We start from the raw sequence: 18972 nt of genomic DNA, 5'->3' as shown, positions 1-18972 counted from the left end.
CTCGGCAGTCCTAGTCAATCACGCGGAGCGGAAGTTCCATGCAAGCATCCGGCCGTCCGGCCGCAGCGAAGGCGTCAAACCTTGGCGTGTGGCAAAGAAGAAGGTCGGCCAGGCGACCCAGACGACGTTTGCGGCCTCTTCCCACAATTGCTGCATCTCCAGATAGATTGCGAGACGGCGCTTGGAATCTTGCTCCAGGATCCCTTGAGCGGCCAGGTCGGTGAATTTCGGATCGCACCAGTCGATGAAATTCCACTTGTCGATCTGCTCGCAGGTGAACCAGGACATCGATTGCGCCGGATCCCCTTGGCTGCCATAGCCGACATAGAAGATCTGGCGGCCCTTCTGGGCATCCTTGCCGGTCTGCATCGCAACCGCGTTTTCCTGCGGCACCACATCGACCGTGATACCGATATCGGCAAGATTGGCTTGGACGATCTCGGCAACGGCCGAAGCGCCCGCTTCGGAATTGTTATAGGTGAAGGTCAGGCCGGTGACGGGCGAGCCTGCCTTGACCATGAAGCTCTTTGCGACGTCGACATCCCTTTGCAGGACCGGCGCATCCTTCCAGTAACCGATTGGCATACTCGGCGGCAGGACCGCCGTTGCGCGCTGCCAGCGGTCCTCGAAGGCAGCGACAAGGATGGACGGAACATCGATGGCATGACGAATCGCTTGGCGAACATTGATGTCCTTGAGCACCGGATCGTTGACATTCATCCCAATGAACTTGTAGGCAAAACCTGTCCGCTCCGTCACGGAGAACGCCTTGTTGTCCTCGAAGCGCGAAACCGACGACAAAGGCAAAGACCCGAAGTCGATTTCCTTCGTCTCCAGCGCTATCTCGGCATTGCTGTCTGCGGTGATGGGAACGAACTGGATCTCGACCCATTCGGGTGCCGCCGCATAGGCGCTGCTGGCACCGCTGTAATCCTTGAACTTGCGCAGCACGACGCGTTCCCGGGGCACCCACTCGATAAACTCGTAAGGCCCAGTGCCAACCGGGTTTGTCGCATATTGTTCGCCAAGCTGCTCGACCGCCTTCCTTGAGACGATCTGGCCGACATTGCCGGGAATCGTGAGATTCATCAGTGGCGCCGTCGCGCTCTTGAGAATGATGCTGCCTGTATATTGTCCCGTGACTTGAACCTCTTTCAAGGCGCCCCAGAGCTTTTTGTATGGAGAATCGATCGCCGGTACGGTCATGCCGGCGATACGCTCGAAGGAGAATTTCACGTCCTGTGCCGTCACTTCGCCGAAGCCGCGGTGAAACTGAATCCCCTTCTTGAGCCTGAAATCGAACTTCAGACCGTCAGACGAAGGCGTCCATTCCTCGGCAAGCGTGTTCACCAGATCAAACGTGCCCGGCTCGAAGCTGACGAGGTTTTCATAAATGTTGAAGATCACCTGCAGGTCGTGGTCCTGAGGCTCGAAAGCCGGATCGAGATTCTGGATATCGGCAAGCAGACGCAGCTTCAGGACGCCATTTGCGGCGGCAAGGACCGGCCCCAGGTCGCCCAACACCGAGACCCCCATGAGGGATGCGGTCTTCAGAACCGTGCGACGATTGACGGTCCATGAAAGGTCCGCCCTCCCGGATTTTTCATGCATGACATTTCCCTCTATGTTTGTACGGATTGGGCCCCTTGAGCGCATCCCCGATAGTCAGATCAGCTGGCCGTCTGCGTCGGGTAGGGAGTGCCGCGAATGATATCGGCGAGATCTTCGTAGCTCTTGACGCGCTTCTCGATGAGGTCGGCGGCCTCCTGCGGCTTGGCAAGCGGCGACTTGCGCTCGTCGAAGCCGATCGCCGGCCCCATGGTCCGCCAGGTTCGCGGCCGCGATCTGTAGATCGTATCGACAAGGTCCCATTGAAGTTCGCCGTTCACGAGGCATCGCTGATGCGCGTGCACGTGGACGATACGGCCGATCATCAGCTCGTGTTCGCCTGGGCTCCCGTCCTCGCGTTCGAACGTCAATTGCTTTTCGACGACGCATTCAAAATTGACGGGACATTCGGCGATGAGGGGCACGTCGACAACTTCACCCTTGACGGGCGTAAACCCGCAGGCCTTCCATTTGTCGACTTCCGCGCCGGTGTGGGTGCCGCAATACTCCATTTCCCTGACCATCTGAGGGGGCGGGATATTCACCACGAACTGCCCGACCTCGACCAGTTGCTTGTACGAATACATACCGACACGCGGGCTGATGGTCAGGAGGGGTGGATCGTCGCACGGTCCGCCAAGAACTCCGACCACCCATATGTTCGGCCCGCGCTCGCCAGCCAGAGGATTCATGCGGCCGCAACTGATGAGCGTGACCGGAGCGGGCCACCAATTCTTCTTGAAGGAGAAAGATGCCCTTGGTTCCAAGATGGTCTCCTCTCACAGCTGCAATTTTCAATCCGCGCAACCTTGTGGGATGGCAGCCTTGTGCTACCGACTGTGAGATATCATTTCGTAAAACCGCCACCCGTTCAAGAAAAACAAATCCATACTGAGGCATCTATTTCCTTATGCGACACATTATTGAGCAATATTGGAATATATTGGCCTATAAATTAAGCATAATGGATTTTTTTGCTTATAATCCCATCATTCACAGGTGTGATATACTTGCAGATCGGGTTTCGCGGAAACGACGTCCGTCTTCAGCATGCGCGAGTAGTCAAATCGGCTGCGCATCCAGGCAGGGACAGAGGAGCCGGCGCGGCTGGCGCGTCGAAGATTATCGGTACTGCCTATCCTCCAGATTTTTCGCTTTCCGGCATCGTATTCTTGCCCTCTTCGATCAGGAAGTCCTGAAAGGCCTGCGCCGGCCGACTGAGAGGTCGGTCCGGGGAGCGAAGGATGAAATGACTGAGTTCGAGATCTATGCTTCCGTCAAAAGGCTTCACCAGTTGTCCGCTGCCGACGTAAGGGGCGATGTAGCTGCTGAGAGACAGGGCGATGCCGTGCCCGTGCCGGGCGATTTCCAGCGCTGCGATACCGGTATCGACATCGATTTTGCGGTCGCTGCCGATTTTGAGGGCGCCAGATTTTCGACGCCACAGCTCCCAATAGTCGTATTTCGCGATCAGGCTAACAAGCGGCAGTTGTTCGAAGAATACATTCGGTTTTGACCCATCTCTGCTTGCAAGTAGTTGCGGCGCACAGACGACGAACGCCCGATCCCGGCTCAACCGGTGCGCATGAGGTGCCGCGAAATCACTGCCGAGCAGTTGGATCTGGAAATCCGCAGACTCGGCGTTTGGGTCATTCCAGATGGTACAGTTGAGCCGAACGTCGATACCGGGATTCTCCTGAGAGAAACGATCGAGCCTTGGTGCAAGCCACAGTGCCGCGAAGGTAACGGGGATTGAGACCGAAACGGTCTTGGGGCTGGCGCGTCCGGCGAGGCCCTTGGTAATCGATTGCAGTTGGTCGAAAGCCTCGCCTATGCCGCGCAGATAGACTTCGGCTGCCTCGGTTGGCACCACACCGCTCGGGAGCCGATAGAAGAGCGAGCGCCCGAAGATAGATTCGAGCCCCCTTACCCGCTGGCTGATAGCGGCTTGGGTGCAATTAAGCTCGCGTGCTGCTTCAGTAAAACTGCGATGTCGCGCGGCTGCCTCGAACGCCTGAAGGTAGTTGAGCGGTGGCAGCTTTCTCATTGATTTCCCAAGCATGGTCTGTGGCAGATGCTTTTTGTTGAATGTGCCCCCTGAAATTTTAGAGGATAAGACGTGAAGAAGCCGTTGAAAAGGCTTGATCGAACGGACTGCGCCTCAGCCGTGCCAACCGGCGTAGACTTGAGCACTTTAAATTGGAAAATAGAGGATACTCCTTGTTAGCTATAGAATTTGTATTCTATATTTAACGACATTTGTGGATCAGACTTCCCGTGGACTGCACCTCGATGGTTTTAAGACATGGGCTGTGTTGCGCGGATCAGATTCTGGGCGGGGCTCTCGCCTTGTTTTGACTTAACAGATAGTCGACATTGGGCATGGGCATATCGCCGAGATTATGAGAGCCTCGGCAATCTCATACCCGCCGACGTCGGCGTCGGTCGCGGCAAATCATCCTGTCGAAACGAGAAAGGATCGAACGAAAGACTATCGAATTGCGGGGCCTGCAACATCGCAAAGCTCTTGCCTAGAATACCAACAAGATGGGCCAGAGACTCCGCTAGTTCAGCACGCCATTGGTCTCAATTTATCTGACGACGAACACGAAAGGTGGGTCGCCTACAGCGAGCGCCTGAATTATTCAGCCTTCTTCCTCAAAAAAGACTTCTTCACGACGCTTGAGGCCATCGCCACTTGTGCCACCGGTGATTAGAATCGTGTTCTGGGACATCTTCACTAAACGGCTCCGGTTGTATGAGGTGGAAGAGCGGGCGGCCAAATCAGGTTTGGCAGAGGATATCTCCCGCGTCAGATTCAACTTCGCCGCATCAATCCATCGCAGAGTATACCGCAGTTCTTTACGCTCGCGGATCAGCCGACGGTGTAAGGTGGTGCATCGGTCGTCCGCAACGGGGCCGGATTGGCACGAACGACGAGCGTGAGGGGACGGCGGGCCACACGGACACTTGATGCGCCACCCGGCGGGGCGCACGGTGGATCCCAGCCGGTGACAAGGCGAGACCCTCTCGCTGGAAGGCAGCAGTAGTAGGTGGCTGAGCCATTCCTGTGCTGTGGCGATAGGGAATCTCAAGCTTCCGCGCTGTCAACCCGAATATTTGACTCTGCCACGGGGGTGCCATTTGGCGCTCCATCAGGCTTATAAGCTCACTGGCCAGACTGTGGCCGTTGTTCTGATCATCCATCCCTTGAGGATGGGAGAAAAGAACCAGAACACAGTACGCCCCGGCAGGAGCCAGGACGCACTGGTGGGAGGATATCGATGGACCGTACTCCAGCTCTTTTCTATGTTCGAAGGCGGATCATTCTCCCTCCGGCAGTCCCTTCAAAGCGGCGTTCAGACCAATTTCCGGCAGTTCGGGTGAATAGAGATCGGAGAACCAGCCGGGATTCGGGATAACGGCAGGGCTGAAGACGTTGCAACGGGTGTTGTGCATTTCCGCCCAGGTTCCCTTCTCACAAAGCTTCATCTGCTCGCTGGTGAAGGTCGGGATTGGCACGGTGGTGAGCTTCGGCACCGTTTTGCCATCAAGAACGTCGACAGCATACTTCAGGGCCAGCGGACCTTCAAAGGGCGGCGAAGCAACGGAGATGCTCGGATAGCTCATCGGACGGTAGGGCCCGTTCGCGCCGTCCACCTTCATCGATGCTGGAAGCATCTGGATGCGGTGGCCGTTCGATGCTTCGCCAGCGCAAGGCTTCTTCTTGTCATCTGTAATGCCCGCCTCGTCCTGCATAACTGCCGCAGTGTAGCAACCCACCTGCACCCAGAGACCATCGAAATCGTCCCAGGAGTGAACGGCCAGATACTTGGAAAGCTCGGAGCGAAGAACGGACTCACTCCACATGGCGGTGATCGAACCGACTACCTTGATATCGGGATACTCACTGAAGACTCCCATGGCACCCTTGATGCGAGCCTTGTCGGGCGAGCTTCCGGGAACACCGTTGACCATCAGGACGCGGCCCTTGCCGCCAAGCTTCTTCACGAGCCAATCAGCTCCGAGCCGGCCGAACTCCTCGGCATCTGTGGTAATATTATATGCGCAGGGCGCGGAGACGAAAGAATCGTAGGCGATTACCACAACTCCACGATCGCATGCGTTCTTGATCGCACCATTGAGCAGGGTTTCAGACACACCATACATAACGATCGCATCGGCACCCGATTGCGCCATAGCATTGATCTGCTGGCTCTGCTTCTGGGCGTCAGGGCCAGCTACCTGCACTTCAAGCTTGATCTTGTCACGATACGCCGGCGACGAGGCGAGAGCGCGGATCATATTTTCGGCCTCGCTCTGCCAGTCATTACCGGTATAGCTCAAACTGAGATATATCTTGTAGGGCTTGTCTCTTGCGGATGCGCTTGCATGCGTCATGCCCCATGCGGCAAGCGCAGCCAGGAAAAAGGCGCAGAATCTCATTGTTTTGGTCACGTTTCTCTCCTCCTCGGTCTTCCAGTGTCGGTATCGCCGTGGCAAATCGACTTGCAACTGTTTAGCTCCCACCGTATGTCGACACTTTCCAACAAACTACTGGAAAGTCAATTCTTTTATGTAGTTTTTCTTTAAATGTGTCGACTTTTAAATAGATTATATATTCGGCATACCAATTGAATCATCCGCCCAACTATTGCGCACCGGACCCACAATCCTTCTGCGCTCGCCAATTGTGTCAACAGACGGTATACCCTCCTTCAACATGGGTTGCGGGCTAGATGATCTTTTTTTAGCGTGAGTTCAGGAACCGTTCCTTAACGGCTATCAGCCTTGATAATGCGGCGTTCCGGGTCATAGGGTCGTCTTTCGAGCGCGGGTATTGATGCGAAAAACGACCACCTCGGTCCGGCCTTCAGCTTGCGGATTCGGCTTACAGGAAGCGAACAGATCAGCAATTGTCTACGCGAATCATATCCGCGCATTTCTCGCCAATCATGATGCTCGTGGCGTTGGTGTTTCCGGAAATCAGGCGGGGCATGATTGATGCATCGGCGACCCGCAGCCCAGCTATGCCATGAACACGCAGCCGCTCGTCAACGACGGCCAGCCTGTTGTCCTTCGGACCCATCGCGCATGTGCCGCACAGATGGTAGCAGGACTCGCCGGTTTCGGTGACATAGGCCAATATCTCGTCATCGGACCTAACGTCGCGACCCGGCTTCAACTCGCCATCGATCAGCGATTTGATCGGGTCACTGGCATGAACTCGCATCGCGAACTTCATCACTTCGATTGATATAAGCTTATCCGCCTCGGCCTGCAGGAAATTCATTTGGATAAGGGGCGCATCCTGCGGCTTGGAGGATTTTATACGGACGAAACCGCGACTCTCCGGTCGATGCGGATTGACGAGGACACTGAAGCCGGGGAACGGATGCAGCCCTTTGTCAAAGCCATCGGTGGAGAAGGCGAAGAATTGTAGCTGCGAATCCGGTTCGGAAAGCGCGGGATTGGAGCGGAAGAACGCCGCGACCGTGCTCGCGCCCACCGCCATCGGGCCTTTGCGGGTAAGGAAATACTCCGCGCCCAGTAACAGGCGCTGCGGCAAGGTCTTCATCCTTTCGTTCAGCGACCACCGGCGATTAATCTTGTACATCAACCGGCCGGCATAGTGATCCTGAAGGTTTTCGCCGACGCCCGGGAGTTCGTGCATCACTTTGACGCCGTTCTCCGCAAGAAGTCCGGCAGGACCGATACCCGACAACTGGAGAAGTTGCGGCGAGTTCACCGCACCGCCGGAAACGATGATGTCCCGTCTGGCCTTGGCCGTCACCGATTGATTGCCCTGCTTATAGACGATCCTTGTGGCGCGTTTGCCTTCGATAACGATCCTTTCCGCCAGCGCTCCGGTCACGATGTGCAGGTTCGCACGCCCGCGGGCCGGCACCAGATAGCTGCGCGCCGTCGAACTCCGCCGTCCATCCCTTGCGGTGATCTGGTAGTAGCCCACCCCTTCTTGCTCCGGCCCATTAAAATCGTCGGTGCGATGTACTCCAGCGTTGGCAACAGCCTCGATATAGGCGTCTGAAAGCTGTGTGCGCCACGCCGGTTCACCGATCTTAACCGGTCCGTCACGGCCGTGATATTCATCCGAGCCACGCTCGTTTGATTCCAGTCGGCGAAAGAACGGAAGAACGTCTTCGTAGGACCAGCCGGGATTGCCGAGCTGGCGCCAAGTATCGAAGTCGCTGGCGATGCCGCGGACATAGACCATGCCATTGATGGAACTTGTGCCGCCCAATGTCTTACCGCGCGGCTGGTAAATCGTGCGCCCTCCCAGGAAGGGTTCCCGCTCGGTCATGTATTTCCAGTTGTAGCGGGAATCGTAAAACGTCTTGGCATATCCGATCGGGATGTGGATCCATGGATTCCTGTCGCTTGGCCCTGCTTCCAACAAGAGTACCGTCCATGCCGGATTTTCACTCAGCCGCCCGGCGATCGCGGCACCGGCAGATCCTGCACCAACCACAATGAAATCATATTCCGATATCGTCATTTTATAACTCCCAGGAACTCATGCCGCATGCCGTTGACGAAGCGCCATGAGCGCACCGAGAAGCACCAGCCCGAAAATTATGCTGCGCGCGGCATCCGGCAGCATCGTGCCGGTAATAAGTATCTGCAGCGCGATAAGTAGAAGCACCCCGCCGATGACGCCAAGATAGTGTCCGCGACCGCCGGTAATCAGAACGCCACCGGCAACGACCACGGCAATCGACGGCAGGAGATAATCTGCACCAAGACCGAGGTTGGAGGCTCCGTTGAAGCCTACCAAGAGGATTCCGACGAGTGCCGCACAAAAACCGCTGATGGCATAGACGGTGATCAAGGTGGGACGGACATTTATGCCCGACAAATCAGCGACCACCGGGCTGTTGCCGACCGCGTAGATTCGTCTCCCGAGATGCGTCGACGTCAGCAGGATCGTGCCGACGACGGCAAAGGCCACGAAGAACCAGATGAGGGGAGCGACGCCGAAGAGAGCGCCGTTCGTTAGCCAAGACGCAGTCTGTGGCGCAAGGCCGGTGGAGGAGCCTTGCGTGTAGAAGAGCGTAATCCCCTGTAGGATGCCGTTCGCAGCAAGCGTCATCACGATGGGCGGCAAACCGAGCACAGCAATGCCTAAGCCGTTAACAACGCCGATCGCGGCACCACAGACGAGTACGAGGGGTACGACCCAGACAAGCGCTTGGTCGCTGCCGCCGGCCCAGCCCGCAAAGAGAGCGCCGGCCAGCGTAATGAGCCACGGAACCGAAAGATCCAGCCCGCCGGACAGTACAACCGCAGTTTGTCCGAACGCCAAAATGCCGAGGAATGCCGAAAGCACCAGAAGGGAATGAATGTAGCCGGAGTTCAGTGAGCCGATATAGAACCAGGTCGCGATAACCACTAGCACGAAGGCGATATAGGCAGGCAAGGCCGAACGGACGTCCTCCCTGCGGCGATCGATCCACCGGATCTTCGGAGCGACAGCAGCATTTTGCAGCGATCCGTTGCGCAAGGTCCGCCCCGCGAACGCAACGGGTGCCCGTCCGCGGCTTGAAACTGCGCCTCGGCAACGGCGGATGACGTCGGCGATGTTACGAATGAAGGAGTCCCGCGCTCCGATCATGCCCACTAGAACGGCCAGGACGAGCACCAAGCCGTCGGCAATAGGGGCCAGATAGGCTGGCAGGTTGAAGATCAACAGGATATTGATGAACAGCATCAGGAGATAGGCGCCGATCGCCGATCCGATGGCGCCACCGCGACCGCCGCCCAGCGCCGTGCCTCCCAGCACGACAGCCGCAAATATCTGTAGGAGCATCGGCTGGCCGACAAGCGGATCGCTGCCGCCGCTCTGGGCGCTCAGGAACACGCCGGCGACCCCATAGAAGCAACCCGCCAGCACATAGGCTGCAAACTTCACGCCGCGCGCCCTGATACCGGCCGCCATCGCCGCCGCCTCGTCGCTACCCACCGCATAGACAGCCAGCCCAAAACGGGAATTCTTGATCAGCAGCCAGAGGCTGATGACAACCGCCATAACGATGACGGAAGATGGCAGGACATTGGAAATGGCACCACCCGACAGGAAGTTCATGAAGTCCTGCGATACATATCCGCCCGGAGTGGGCAGGATCAGCAATGCGAGCCCCTGAACGATGAACAGCATCGCCAGGGTGACCACGATTGGCTGCATCCGGAGATAGGAGACGAAAAACCCGTTTACCCCTCCGACCGCGCCACCGATCGCCACGCCGAGCAGGCCGACCAAGACCTGGTTGCCAATCGAATCGGTCATCATGCTTCCGACGAAGACATTGACGAGAGAGATCACGGCGCCAGCGCTGAGGTCGAAACCGCCGGTCAGGATGACCAGCGACTGCCCCATAGCGGCCAAGGCCAATGTTCCGCCGGTATCGACGGTTGTCTTCAGGTTGAAGTAGCTGAACGCATCCGCCGAAATGCCATTCACGAGCAGGAAAATTGCCATATAGAGAATGGCGGCAACGATCACGCTGCGGTTCTTGCGAAGATAGACTTTCACTCCCTCGGGCAAGGCGGCGAACATTAACTTACTCCTTCGGCAACAGTGCGTGGCCGGGCATGCGGAACATTTCCAAGGGCAGCACGCATAATCATCGTTTCACTCAGCTCGCCACGGTCATCGCTGACGATTTCGACGACACGCCCGCCGTAGAGAACGATCACCCTGTTGCAAAGATTGACCAGTTCCGGCGTCTCGCTGGAATAGAGAAGGACGGAACCGCCCTGTTCCGTGAATGCGTTCATCAGCATGTAGATCTCGTGCTTGGTGCCCACGTCCACGCCGCGGCACGGATCGAAGAGCAGGAGAATTCGTGGACGCGTCAGAAGCGCCTTGGCAAGGACCATCTTCTGCTGATTGCCTCCACTGAAGGAGCCTGTTGACGTGTAGAGCGCCCGCTTGTCGATCTGCACGACATCCATCATTTCGGCGACTTCGGCAGCTTCCTTGCGGCGATCGATGAAGCCGAGCTTCGTCATCTTTTTCAGCACCGAAGCAGCGATATTGTCCTGACCGGAAAGGCCAAGGAACAGACCGGCTGTCTTGCGCTCTTCGGGAACGAATGCGATGCCCAGATCGATCGCCTGGCGTGGTGACGCGTATAAGGTCGCCTTTCCCTCGACCTCGACGGTCCCGCCGACAATGGGGGTGGCTCCGGCCAAGGCCATGAAAAGTTCATTCTGGCCCATTCCCTGAAGGCCGGCCACTCCGAGGATTTCGCCGCGGCGCAATTCAAAGGAACAATCGGCAAGGCGCTGTTCCGTGGTTACGGATTTGAGCGCCAGCAGTGGCTTCTCGCTCGATGCTGCCTTGAGCTTCGTAGGAAAGGTTGCGTCGAGCGAGCGCCCGATGATCTTTTCCACCAGTTCCTCATCTGTCACGGCCGACGTTTCGAACGTTCCGACGTCGTGGCCGTTACGAAGCACGGTAACGTGCTCACAATAGCCCCGCACCTCCGCCATCTTGTGCGTGATCATTACGATAGTCACGCCGCGGGTCTTCAGTTCCCTGATGATTTCGCCCAGCCATTCCATATCCCGTCCGGCCAAAGCCGATGTCGCCTCGTCAAGGAAGAGCACCTTCGGGTTGCGCATTAAAGCCCGGGCGATCTCGATCCGTTGACGCTGATTCAGGCTGAGATCGCGCACGTCGGCGCGCAGATTCAGATCCGTCAGCCGCAGTTGCTCGAAATGCCGTTCGACGGTGCGGCGCGCAGCCCTGCGATCCACCTGTCCGAAGAGCCTGGTGGGTTCATAGGCAAGCACCATGTTTTCAAGCACGGTAAGATTTGGCGCGAGCGTCAGCTCTTGAAAGGCCGTTTGCACACCGTGCCTATGCGCATCGCGCGGCTCACGAAGTTCAACTTCCGTTCCATGGATAGAGATGGTGCCTGAATCCGGGCGGATCAAACCGCTCAGGAGTTTGATGGCCGTCGACTTTCCGGCGCCGTTCTCGCCCAAAAGCGCGTGGGCGCCCCCAGTGCCGACGGAGAAGCTCGCGCCGGCAAGCGCCTTTGTCGCACCATAGCTCTTTGTCAAGTTTCGGACTTCAAGCGCCCTCGCCTCTTCCAACATCTCACCTCCCGATCCGCCTTCTTACTCCCAGCTCCCGCCTTGAGGCAAGCTAGGCATAGTGTCGACATCTTACATCCTCGCAAAATTATGCCATGTCAAGCGCACTCCCCGCCAAGTTAAGTCGCGCCGATACAATTTTATATTTTAATGCTGTATTCATTTGCTATTTTCCAATAAGAATCATGTTGCATCTGGATGCAATGCCTTGGTTCTGATATTTATCAAAAAATCGGCGACGCTGAGAGTGTGGACATTCTGCGTAATTTTATGTGACTTGCGAAATAGAGGGAACAGTCATGGCCACAGTGAAGAAGCTGCATTTCGCATCTCGTGGCGAGGGTCCGGCGCTCGTCCTACTGCATCCGGTCGGCCTTGATCACTCATTCTGGGGAGGACTGGTTGAACTTTGCTCGCGAAAATATCGTGTCATTGCGGTCGACCTTCGCGGTCATGGGAGGTCCCCTTCAGCCGAAGGCGGAGAGAATGTTGCGGACTATGTCAAGGATATAGAGGCGCTGTTCAGGGATTCGCAGATAACCAGCGCAACCGTTCTGGGCCTGTCCTTTGGGGGCATGATAGCGCAAGAGCTTGCAATCCGGCGTCCTGACCTTGTCGAGCGCCTGGTGGCAGCGGCATGCGGCGCCAGGATACCACCGGAAGCAAGTCAAGACGTTCGGGCCCGCGGTGACAAGGCTGACAAGTTCGGGATGGAGGCTGTCGTCGACGAGACCATCGAGCGCTGGTTCATGCCGGACTTTCGCAGCAGTAAAGAGGTTTCCCGCGTTCGCGAAAGGCTTTTGACCGACAGTCCCGCAGGCTGGAACGCCGCTTGGGGCGCGATCGCCGGACATGACACGCTGGCGCGATTGCCTGAACTGACCATGCCGAGCCTTGTCGTAATCGGCGATCACGACGCCGGCACCTCGATGGCCGCCGCCGAAGCGCTGGCCGACGCCATACCCATTAGTACTTTAAAGGTGATCCAGGGCGCACCGCACATGCTGCAGATCGAATGTCCCAACCGGTTTGCCGAGGCTGTATTCCCGTTTTTGGGAATGTCCGGGGCCTGAAGCAGACTTCATTATTGACAGAAGTATTGGAGAGGAGAGGAAATGACCAACAAGGGAATGCTGATCGTCAGGACGAATCCCCCAGCGGATTTCGAGGAAGAATTGAACGACTGGTACGAGACGGACCATATCACCGAACGCATGACAGTGCCCGGCTTCGAAGCTGCGCGACGGTATGTCATTGTTGGCGGCGCGCACCGCTATTTGGCGCTCTACGACATCGAAGGCATAGGCGTCCTGCAGTCGCCCCGCTATCTGGCGGTTGCAGGCGACAATGTCACGCCGTGGACGCGGCGCGTCATCAGACGGGGCCGGTTCATCCGCTCGCCCACCGTCCAGATCTATCCCGGCGACGCGCTGACCACCCAGGCCTCCCGCCTGCTGTTGGTCGGCTTTCATGGATTGGGTCAAGGCGATGCCGAAACGATCGTTGAGGGTGCCAAGCGCAGCTTCATCGGAAAGCCCAAGGTCACGCAACTTCGAGTCTTCGCCACCACAGATGGGGATAATGTTGACTTCTTCCTCGTCGTCGAGGGACATGGACAGATAGACACGCTTCTCGAGCCCGACCTGTTCGGTTCGGTGGCCGAGTGCCTCGACACGGTCACGCTCTATGAACCTTATTCGTGATTTGTAGCCACCCATCGCTACGGACGATCCGTTCGACTGTAACCAATCATAATGCAAGGTACATGAAATGAACGCAATCAAAAGCTCGGAACTCATGAAGGCGATGGAAACATCGAAACAGGCGGCGCAGCAGGTTGGACGTCCCTACAGTATAGCAGTAATGGATTCCGGCCGGAATCTTCTTGCCTTCCTGCGGATGGAGGGCGCACCTCTTGGAACCATCGAGGCAGCACAGGGCAAGGCGTTCGCCGCCAGCTCTCTCGCCATGTCGACGAGTGACCTTTCGCCACTCGTCCAGCCGGGCGCCGCGCTCTACGGCCTCGCCCATGCCCAGGAGCGGCCGTTTGTTTCTTTTGGCGGGGGTATTCCTGTCTTCAGGAATGGCGCCCTCGTCGGATCGGTAGGCGCATCGGGAGGCACAATCAAAGAAGACATTCAGGTTGCGCAGGCGATTGTCGACAGTTTGGAGGCAGCCTAGTCCTTCACGTCAAAAACGCCTAGACACCCCGCCCAGCGAGCAAATCGGGCGCGCAGGAGTTATCCAAAAGGTATTGGATTCTATGCTCTAACAAGTTTTAGATCGCACCTCGTGAGCTTCAGCACGCAATCCTGCTATCACCAGCGGTCCGGCGCGCCTGAACCTTGGCGCCATAACGCGCCTTTATCCAATCTCCATTCTGCCGACACCTTCCTCGCAAAAAGAGTGTTATCTCTGTATTTTTTGGATATTTTTAAATTAAACCAATGGGTCATAAAATTGTTAATCTTCATTGTGTCGACACTACACTTGACATCAACTGAAATGTCGACTTTATGTTTCACGGCCAAATATGCAAATGGCGCACAAGGAGAGATCATGATGAATAACGGCACTGGCAGCTTTATCGCCGGGACACTGGAATATCTGCGGAAGCCGCTGGTCACGAATATCGAGAAGGGGAACCGTGTCCTCGTTCTCTCGGATTTCGACCATGATCCGCGGGTATGGCAGGCGATAATGACTATTCTGGCCGACATCGGCGCGGACTCGACGCTGGCGCTGTTCGAGCGCAGGCCTGCTGACTACTACGATCCACCGTCGGCGGTCGCCGAAGCAATGCTGCATTCGGACTTCAACATTCTGCTCGCGTCCACCGGAATGCTGCATTCGTCCGCAAGCTTCAACGCCATGGCTGCCGGCATTCCGTCGATCTGCATGGACGGTGGCATGACGCTGGAAATGTTCCAGTCGGGGGCGGTGACGGACGACATGAAAAGGATCGCCTTGCGCAAGCATTACGTGTCGAAAAACGTTTTTGGCCCCGATCCCAAGACGTGCCGCGTGACATCGGACCATGGCACTGAGTTCACTTATAGTGTCGAGGGACGCATCACCTGCCCCCCTATCCCTGGTACAAGCTTCGATCCCTACAAGATCGTCAATTTCGCCAAGGACGAAAATCGCCCGGGTAACAATCTGCTCTATTATCTCTTCCCGACCGGCGAATTCAACGTAGCGCCCGTCGAGGGCAGCGCCAACGGCAAGCTGGTGATCGATCTGACCATGCATCATATTGGCCGACTCTATACGCCGATCGAGCTTACGGTTAAGGACGGACGCGTGGTCGACATCTACGGCGGCCCGGAAGCGCGCATTTTGCGTGACTACCTCGAAGCCTATGGCGACGAGAACGCCTATATGTGTCCGGCGGAAGCCTCCGTCGGCGTCAACGCCAAAGCCGTCGTGCGCGGCATCCAGCGCGAAGACAAGAACATCATGGGCACTCTGCATTTCGGCCTCGGGACGAATGTCGACGTCGGCGGCTCGATCAAATCCAAGATTCACATGGACGGTGTGATCCTTCATCCAACGCTCGAAGTCGACGGCGTGAAGAAGATCGAGCGCGGCAGGTTTCTCGTACCGATCGAAAGCGATATCATCGGCTGAATGGTACCCCGGCTCCCGAAAATACTGTGGGCGCGTAAAAGACAAAGGGAATTTTGGATGCGGGAGGAAAGGCTCACATATGAGGTCCAGGGCAAACGCGATGGTATTGCCATCCTGATGATCCATCCGCTCGGCGCGGACCGGAGGTTCTGGGACGAGACCCGTTTCTATCTGAATTCCCTGCTGTCCACGGTGAGTTGCGACCTGAGAGGCAGCGGCTGCTCGCCGGACCTCGATCGCCCTCTCACCCTGGACATGGTATCGGACGATATCGAGAGCATTCGCGAAGAACTTGGCCTGACACGCATGGTCGTCGCGGGCTGCGCCGTCGGCGCGATGGCAGCGGCCCGCTATGCCGTACGCTACCCGGAGATCGTGGCGGCGCTGGTCATGTCCAATCCGGGCTTCCGGATTACGCCTGAGGGAAAGGCCAATCTCAGCCAGCGAGCGGACGTGGTTCGCAAGCAGGGAATGCAGTCCCTGCTTCCGCAAGCAATCGAGAATGCCTTCTTCGGCTATTATGACACCGAGCGCTGCAGGCTCTACGAAGAGCGATTCGTGCGGCAAAAGCCGGAGAACTATGCCCTTGCTGCACTGGGCGTTGCCGACGGGGATATCTCGGCGGATTTCCGATCGATCGTGTGCCCGGTCTTACTGGTACCGGGAACGAACGACCGGCTGTTCCCGGCGCCCCACACTCGCGAAATCCTCAACCTGCTTCCGAATGCCGACGTGGCGGAATTTCCGCAAGGGGCGCATTTCATACCCTATCAGCAGCCTCAGGAGTTCGCGGCAGCCGTTTCCGCGTTTCTTGAGCGCCGAAATCTTCTCGTGAATTCCCCGCCGTTGACGGACCGTTAGGGGATGCAGTGTCCCGGCGTGAGGCTTGACCATTTGACCCGAGTCATGGAATTGTTTGCAACTTTACACTAATGCTCCAGGGAGATTTGTCTTTGCCCGCTCGCGTGAGAATGACTCCCGAAGAGAGCTTGGCCATCGCCGAGACGACCATCCGTAGAATAATCGCTGCACGCGACGATCGCATATCCCTGGTGACGCGCATTGCCATCGAGGTGGGTGCAGAGATTATTGAGGACGTTATCCGGCCCGGCCATGATCTGAATTCAGTGGATCTGGCACGTCGCTATGCGACGAGCCGGACTCCGATCAGAGAAGCCCTCATGTTGCTGGAAAAGGAAGGTCTTGTCGACATTCCGCCGCGACGCCGGCCGAGGGTCCAGGCAATGAACGTTCCGATGATACGAGAGATCTACCGAACCCGCGGCGTGCTGCTGGAATTCGTCGCTGCCGACGTGGCCAGGAACGCCGACAAAAACGAGCTGGAGCTGCTGGAGCAGGCCGTCAATGAAATGGACCGGGCCCACCACAACGACGATATCAGGGCCTATCTCTGGGCCAACATCGCATTCCACGACCTGAACCTTACCGTTTCCAAGAACCAGACCGCAAAACGCATCGTGGAATCGCTTCTGCTTCGCACCATTCACCTGCGGCGCGTCTCCCTCTGCCAGCCCGGTCGGCTGGAAGCCTCGCTGGAGGACCATCGGCAACTGATCAAGGCCTATCAGCAACGCGACGCGAATCTTGCCGGGGCGCTGATCCGCTCGAACCATTCCAATGCACTGAGAAACTTGGAGATCAGTCTTACATAGACGCACGATCGCGCGCGAGTACGTGGCCACCTGAACCAGCATCGCGGTGCCGGCATCACTTTGGTGATTTCGTGCCAAGCCGTCACTGCTTGGGTGCTATGGCGATGGTCAGTCAAGTGTTTTCGATGAAAATGGAAACGATTGGCGATCTGGCCGCGATTTGAGCAACCCGATGACAAATGTCGCTGCTCCCATCAAACCAATCGAATATACGAGCATAGTTTTGCGGCCTATTCGATCGCCAAAGTGACCAAAGATAATCCCCCCGAAAGGCCTTGCAATAAACGCTACTGCAAGTGTCGTCATCGAAGCAAGAGTGCCTGTTACCGGGTCCAAATTCGGGAAGAAATGTGTGCTGAAGATCAGGACTGCAGCAACACCAAAGATATAGTAGTCATACCATTCTATCGTTTTTCGATAAGACTGGAGAAAGCCACCTTTACAGGACTGGATTCCTTTGCGCTTCGCTCTTTAAACGCCGTAGCACATCCGATTTCGACCATTTTTTCCTCCTAGTTAGCCACCCACAACACCATCGTCGACCAGTGTAATATTGGGACAACAGATATCGGGTTGGGTCGCCCAGAGGACTCCTTTCCTCTGAGGCATACGTATGCATAAATACACGGAATGTTTTCGGTGTCAGATGACAAGGGCATACGTGAAGGGCACAAAAACTCTTGGCTCTTATGGAGGACTCCTGATGAAGATGGGAGCAAACGTGGGATTAATTCGACAGAATTGATTGAAATGTGCTATTTTTCGCTTGGCCTTACCGAATCCACGGGAAATTGATCGCTCCGGGTGAAGCTTATGAATGGTCCTGAAATTCCTATTACGAAAACAAAAATGCATCGCGCGCCATGCATACGTTGGCATAATATGCACGATTATTATCGTGGAGTTTGAGTTTAGGGTGAACCTAACGCGTATTTGACGGTGTCCCATGGATCTCTGACGGACCCAAGTCCGGCGTGGCATATGCCAACATTGCAAACCGTGCCGCCCGCCCTGCAATAATATTGTGCTCAAGTCCTAACACTCTGAAAATAGGATTTCGCGAGAGTGCGTGATCTTGAAAGGCGCCTGTGGTGTCTTTACGGATAGCCACCACTAGTCCGCAGTCCAGCCACCATCGATCACAATTGACGAACCTGTCATAAGAGCTGATGCATCCGACGATAGAAACACAACTGCACCGGTAACATCGTTGACGCGACCGATCCGTCCAAGCTTGATCTTGGACAGTACCTGCGCCTTGAACTCTGGATCTCTAAGAAACCCATCTGCGAGTGGTGTCTCGATGAAGGTAGGGCATATGGAATTCACTCGGATTCCAAGCGGTGCAAGGTCGATAGCGGCCGCTTTCGTCAACCCTTCTATTGCCCATTTGGATGCACAATAGACGCTTCGGGTCGCTGCTCCGACGTGCCCCATCTGCGAGGACACGTTAATAATGCTGCCATGCAACTTTTCATCGGCCATACGACAAGCGGCAGCTTGGGCAACAAAGAAAGAAGCGCGGACATTCAGTCCCATGATGTCATCGAAGTCAGATCGCGGTACTTCAAGAAAATTGGCTGTGCGGTTCATCCCTGCATTGTTCACTAAAACATGAAACGGCGGATTCTCGGAAAAAAGTTGCTGCACGGCGTCGATGTCCCGCACATCCAGAGCCAATGCCCTGGCTCGCCCTCCTGCTAAGCAGATATTCGTAGCGGCGGCTTCAATTTCGCCGACTGTCCGTGCTGCCAAAACAACCTCTGCGCCGAAATGTGCAAGCGCATGAGCCGCCGCAAGTCCGATCCCTCTTCCAGCACCGGTAATCAGGATGCGTTTTCCGTCTAGCCGGAAGTCCGGGATATACTCAGGATGTTCCATAGTAATCCTCCATTCTTATGTATACGTATGCACCGCGATTGTTGACGTTTGAGTGACG

The 18972-nt window shown here is 56.5% G+C and carries 15 protein-coding genes; 6 read left to right on the top strand and 9 right to left on the bottom strand.

Going from position 1 to position 18972, the window contains the following annotated elements:
* Positions 1-18 precede the first annotated feature (18 nt).
* From ABKW30_RS27335 to ABKW30_RS27305, 7 genes are all read right to left on the bottom strand, one after another.
* Positions 19-1611 (bottom strand): ABC transporter substrate-binding protein, encoded by a 1593-nt coding sequence (locus tag ABKW30_RS27335; protein ID WP_348602106.1) that lies wholly within the window; start codon positions 1609-1611, stop codon positions 19-21.
* A 59-nt stretch (positions 1612-1670) separates the two neighbouring features.
* Complete coding sequence (locus ABKW30_RS27330) at positions 1671-2375, bottom strand: flavin reductase family protein (RefSeq protein ID WP_348602105.1); 705 nt, start codon at positions 2373-2375, stop codon at positions 1671-1673.
* Between the two features lie 368 nt (positions 2376-2743).
* On the bottom strand, positions 2744-3655 hold the full coding sequence (locus ABKW30_RS27325) for a LysR substrate-binding domain-containing protein (RefSeq protein ID WP_348602104.1): 912 nt from the start codon (positions 3653-3655) through the stop codon (positions 2744-2746).
* A gap of 1277 nt (positions 3656-4932) precedes the next feature.
* Positions 4933-6066 (bottom strand): sugar ABC transporter substrate-binding protein, encoded by a 1134-nt coding sequence (locus ABKW30_RS27320; RefSeq protein ID WP_348602103.1) that lies wholly within the window; start codon positions 6064-6066, stop codon positions 4933-4935.
* 451 nt (positions 6067-6517) lie between these two features.
* Positions 6518-8125, bottom strand: coding sequence for a GMC family oxidoreductase N-terminal domain-containing protein (locus ABKW30_RS27315; protein WP_348602102.1), 1608 nt, complete (start codon positions 8123-8125; stop codon positions 6518-6520).
* Positions 8126-8143: 18 nt separating this feature from the next.
* Positions 8144-10159 carry an ABC transporter permease gene (locus ABKW30_RS27310; protein ID WP_348602101.1) on the bottom strand — a complete coding sequence of 672 codons (2016 nt, stop codon included), beginning with the start codon at positions 10157-10159 and terminating at the stop codon, positions 8144-8146.
* 23 nt (positions 10160-10182) lie between these two features.
* A complete protein-coding gene (locus ABKW30_RS27305; RefSeq protein ID WP_348602100.1) occupies positions 10183-11697 on the bottom strand; it encodes a sugar ABC transporter ATP-binding protein in 1515 nt (504 codons plus the stop codon).
* Between the two features lie 332 nt (positions 11698-12029).
* On the opposite strand from ABKW30_RS27305, the gene ABKW30_RS27300 reads away from it, so the two are divergent.
* The 6 genes from ABKW30_RS27300 (at position 12030) to ABKW30_RS27275 (ending at position 17033) form a co-directional block, all read left to right on the top strand.
* Positions 12030-12803 carry an alpha/beta hydrolase gene (locus tag ABKW30_RS27300; RefSeq protein WP_348602099.1) on the top strand — a complete coding sequence of 258 codons (774 nt, stop codon included), beginning with the start codon at positions 12030-12032 and terminating at the stop codon, positions 12801-12803.
* A gap of 42 nt (positions 12804-12845) precedes the next feature.
* A complete protein-coding gene (locus tag ABKW30_RS27295; protein ID WP_348602098.1) occupies positions 12846-13433 on the top strand; it encodes a hypothetical protein in 588 nt (195 codons plus the stop codon).
* Between the two features lie 67 nt (positions 13434-13500).
* Entirely contained in the window at positions 13501-13911 is a 411-nt protein-coding gene (locus ABKW30_RS27290; RefSeq protein WP_348602097.1) for a heme-binding protein, read from the top strand.
* 378 nt (positions 13912-14289) lie between these two features.
* On the top strand, positions 14290-15360 hold the full coding sequence (locus tag ABKW30_RS27285) for a hypothetical protein (protein ID WP_348602096.1): 1071 nt from the start codon (positions 14290-14292) through the stop codon (positions 15358-15360).
* A 57-nt stretch (positions 15361-15417) separates the two neighbouring features.
* Positions 15418-16221, top strand: a complete 804-nt coding sequence (locus ABKW30_RS27280) for an alpha/beta hydrolase (protein ID WP_348602095.1) — start codon at positions 15418-15420, stop codon at positions 16219-16221.
* A 128-nt stretch (positions 16222-16349) separates the two neighbouring features.
* Positions 16350-17033: a GntR family transcriptional regulator gene (locus tag ABKW30_RS27275; protein WP_348602094.1), complete on the top strand. Its 684-nt coding sequence runs from the start codon at positions 16350-16352 to the stop codon at positions 17031-17033.
* A gap of 108 nt (positions 17034-17141) precedes the next feature.
* Here ABKW30_RS27275 and ABKW30_RS27270 read toward each other — a convergent pair whose 3' ends face one another.
* Both ABKW30_RS27270 and ABKW30_RS27265 read right to left on the bottom strand, forming a co-directional pair.
* Complete coding sequence (locus tag ABKW30_RS27270; protein WP_348602177.1) at positions 17142-17486, bottom strand: MFS transporter; 345 nt, start codon at positions 17484-17486, stop codon at positions 17142-17144.
* A gap of 660 nt (positions 17487-18146) precedes the next feature.
* On the bottom strand, positions 18147-18914 hold the full coding sequence (locus ABKW30_RS27265) for an SDR family oxidoreductase (RefSeq protein WP_348602093.1): 768 nt from the start codon (positions 18912-18914) through the stop codon (positions 18147-18149).
* Positions 18915-18972 lie beyond the last annotated feature (58 nt).

The sequence above is a fragment of the Phyllobacterium sp. SB3 genome, assembly GCF_040009165.1.
In the GTDB taxonomy this organism is placed as follows: domain Bacteria; phylum Pseudomonadota; class Alphaproteobacteria; order Rhizobiales; family Rhizobiaceae; genus Phyllobacterium.
Note: the sequence above shows the minus strand (reverse complement) of the source record. Positions and strands in the feature narration are given on the sequence as shown.

Excerpts from the sequence above, each read along its gene's own strand:
- ABKW30_RS27335 (WP_348602106.1), bottom strand. The coding sequence starts at position 1,611 with ATGCATGAAAAATCCGGGAGGGCGGACCTTTCATGGACCGTCAATCGT.
- ABKW30_RS27325 (WP_348602104.1), bottom strand. The coding sequence starts at position 3,655 with ATGAGAAAGCTGCCACCGCTCAACTACCTTCAGGCGTTCGAGGCAGCC.
- ABKW30_RS27315 (WP_348602102.1), bottom strand. The coding sequence starts at position 8,125 with ATGACGATATCGGAATATGATTTCATTGTGGTTGGTGCAGGATCTGCC.
- ABKW30_RS27300 (WP_348602099.1), top strand. The coding sequence starts at position 12,030 with ATGGCCACAGTGAAGAAGCTGCATTTCGCATCTCGTGGCGAGGGTCCG.
- ABKW30_RS27295 (WP_348602098.1), top strand. The coding sequence starts at position 12,846 with ATGACCAACAAGGGAATGCTGATCGTCAGGACGAATCCCCCAGCGGAT.
- ABKW30_RS27290 (WP_348602097.1), top strand. The coding sequence starts at position 13,501 with ATGAACGCAATCAAAAGCTCGGAACTCATGAAGGCGATGGAAACATCG.
- ABKW30_RS27285 (WP_348602096.1), top strand. The coding sequence starts at position 14,290 with ATGATGAATAACGGCACTGGCAGCTTTATCGCCGGGACACTGGAATAT.
- ABKW30_RS27280 (WP_348602095.1), top strand. The coding sequence starts at position 15,418 with ATGCGGGAGGAAAGGCTCACATATGAGGTCCAGGGCAAACGCGATGGT.
- ABKW30_RS27265 (WP_348602093.1), bottom strand. The coding sequence starts at position 18,914 with ATGGAACATCCTGAGTATATCCCGGACTTCCGGCTAGACGGAAAACGC.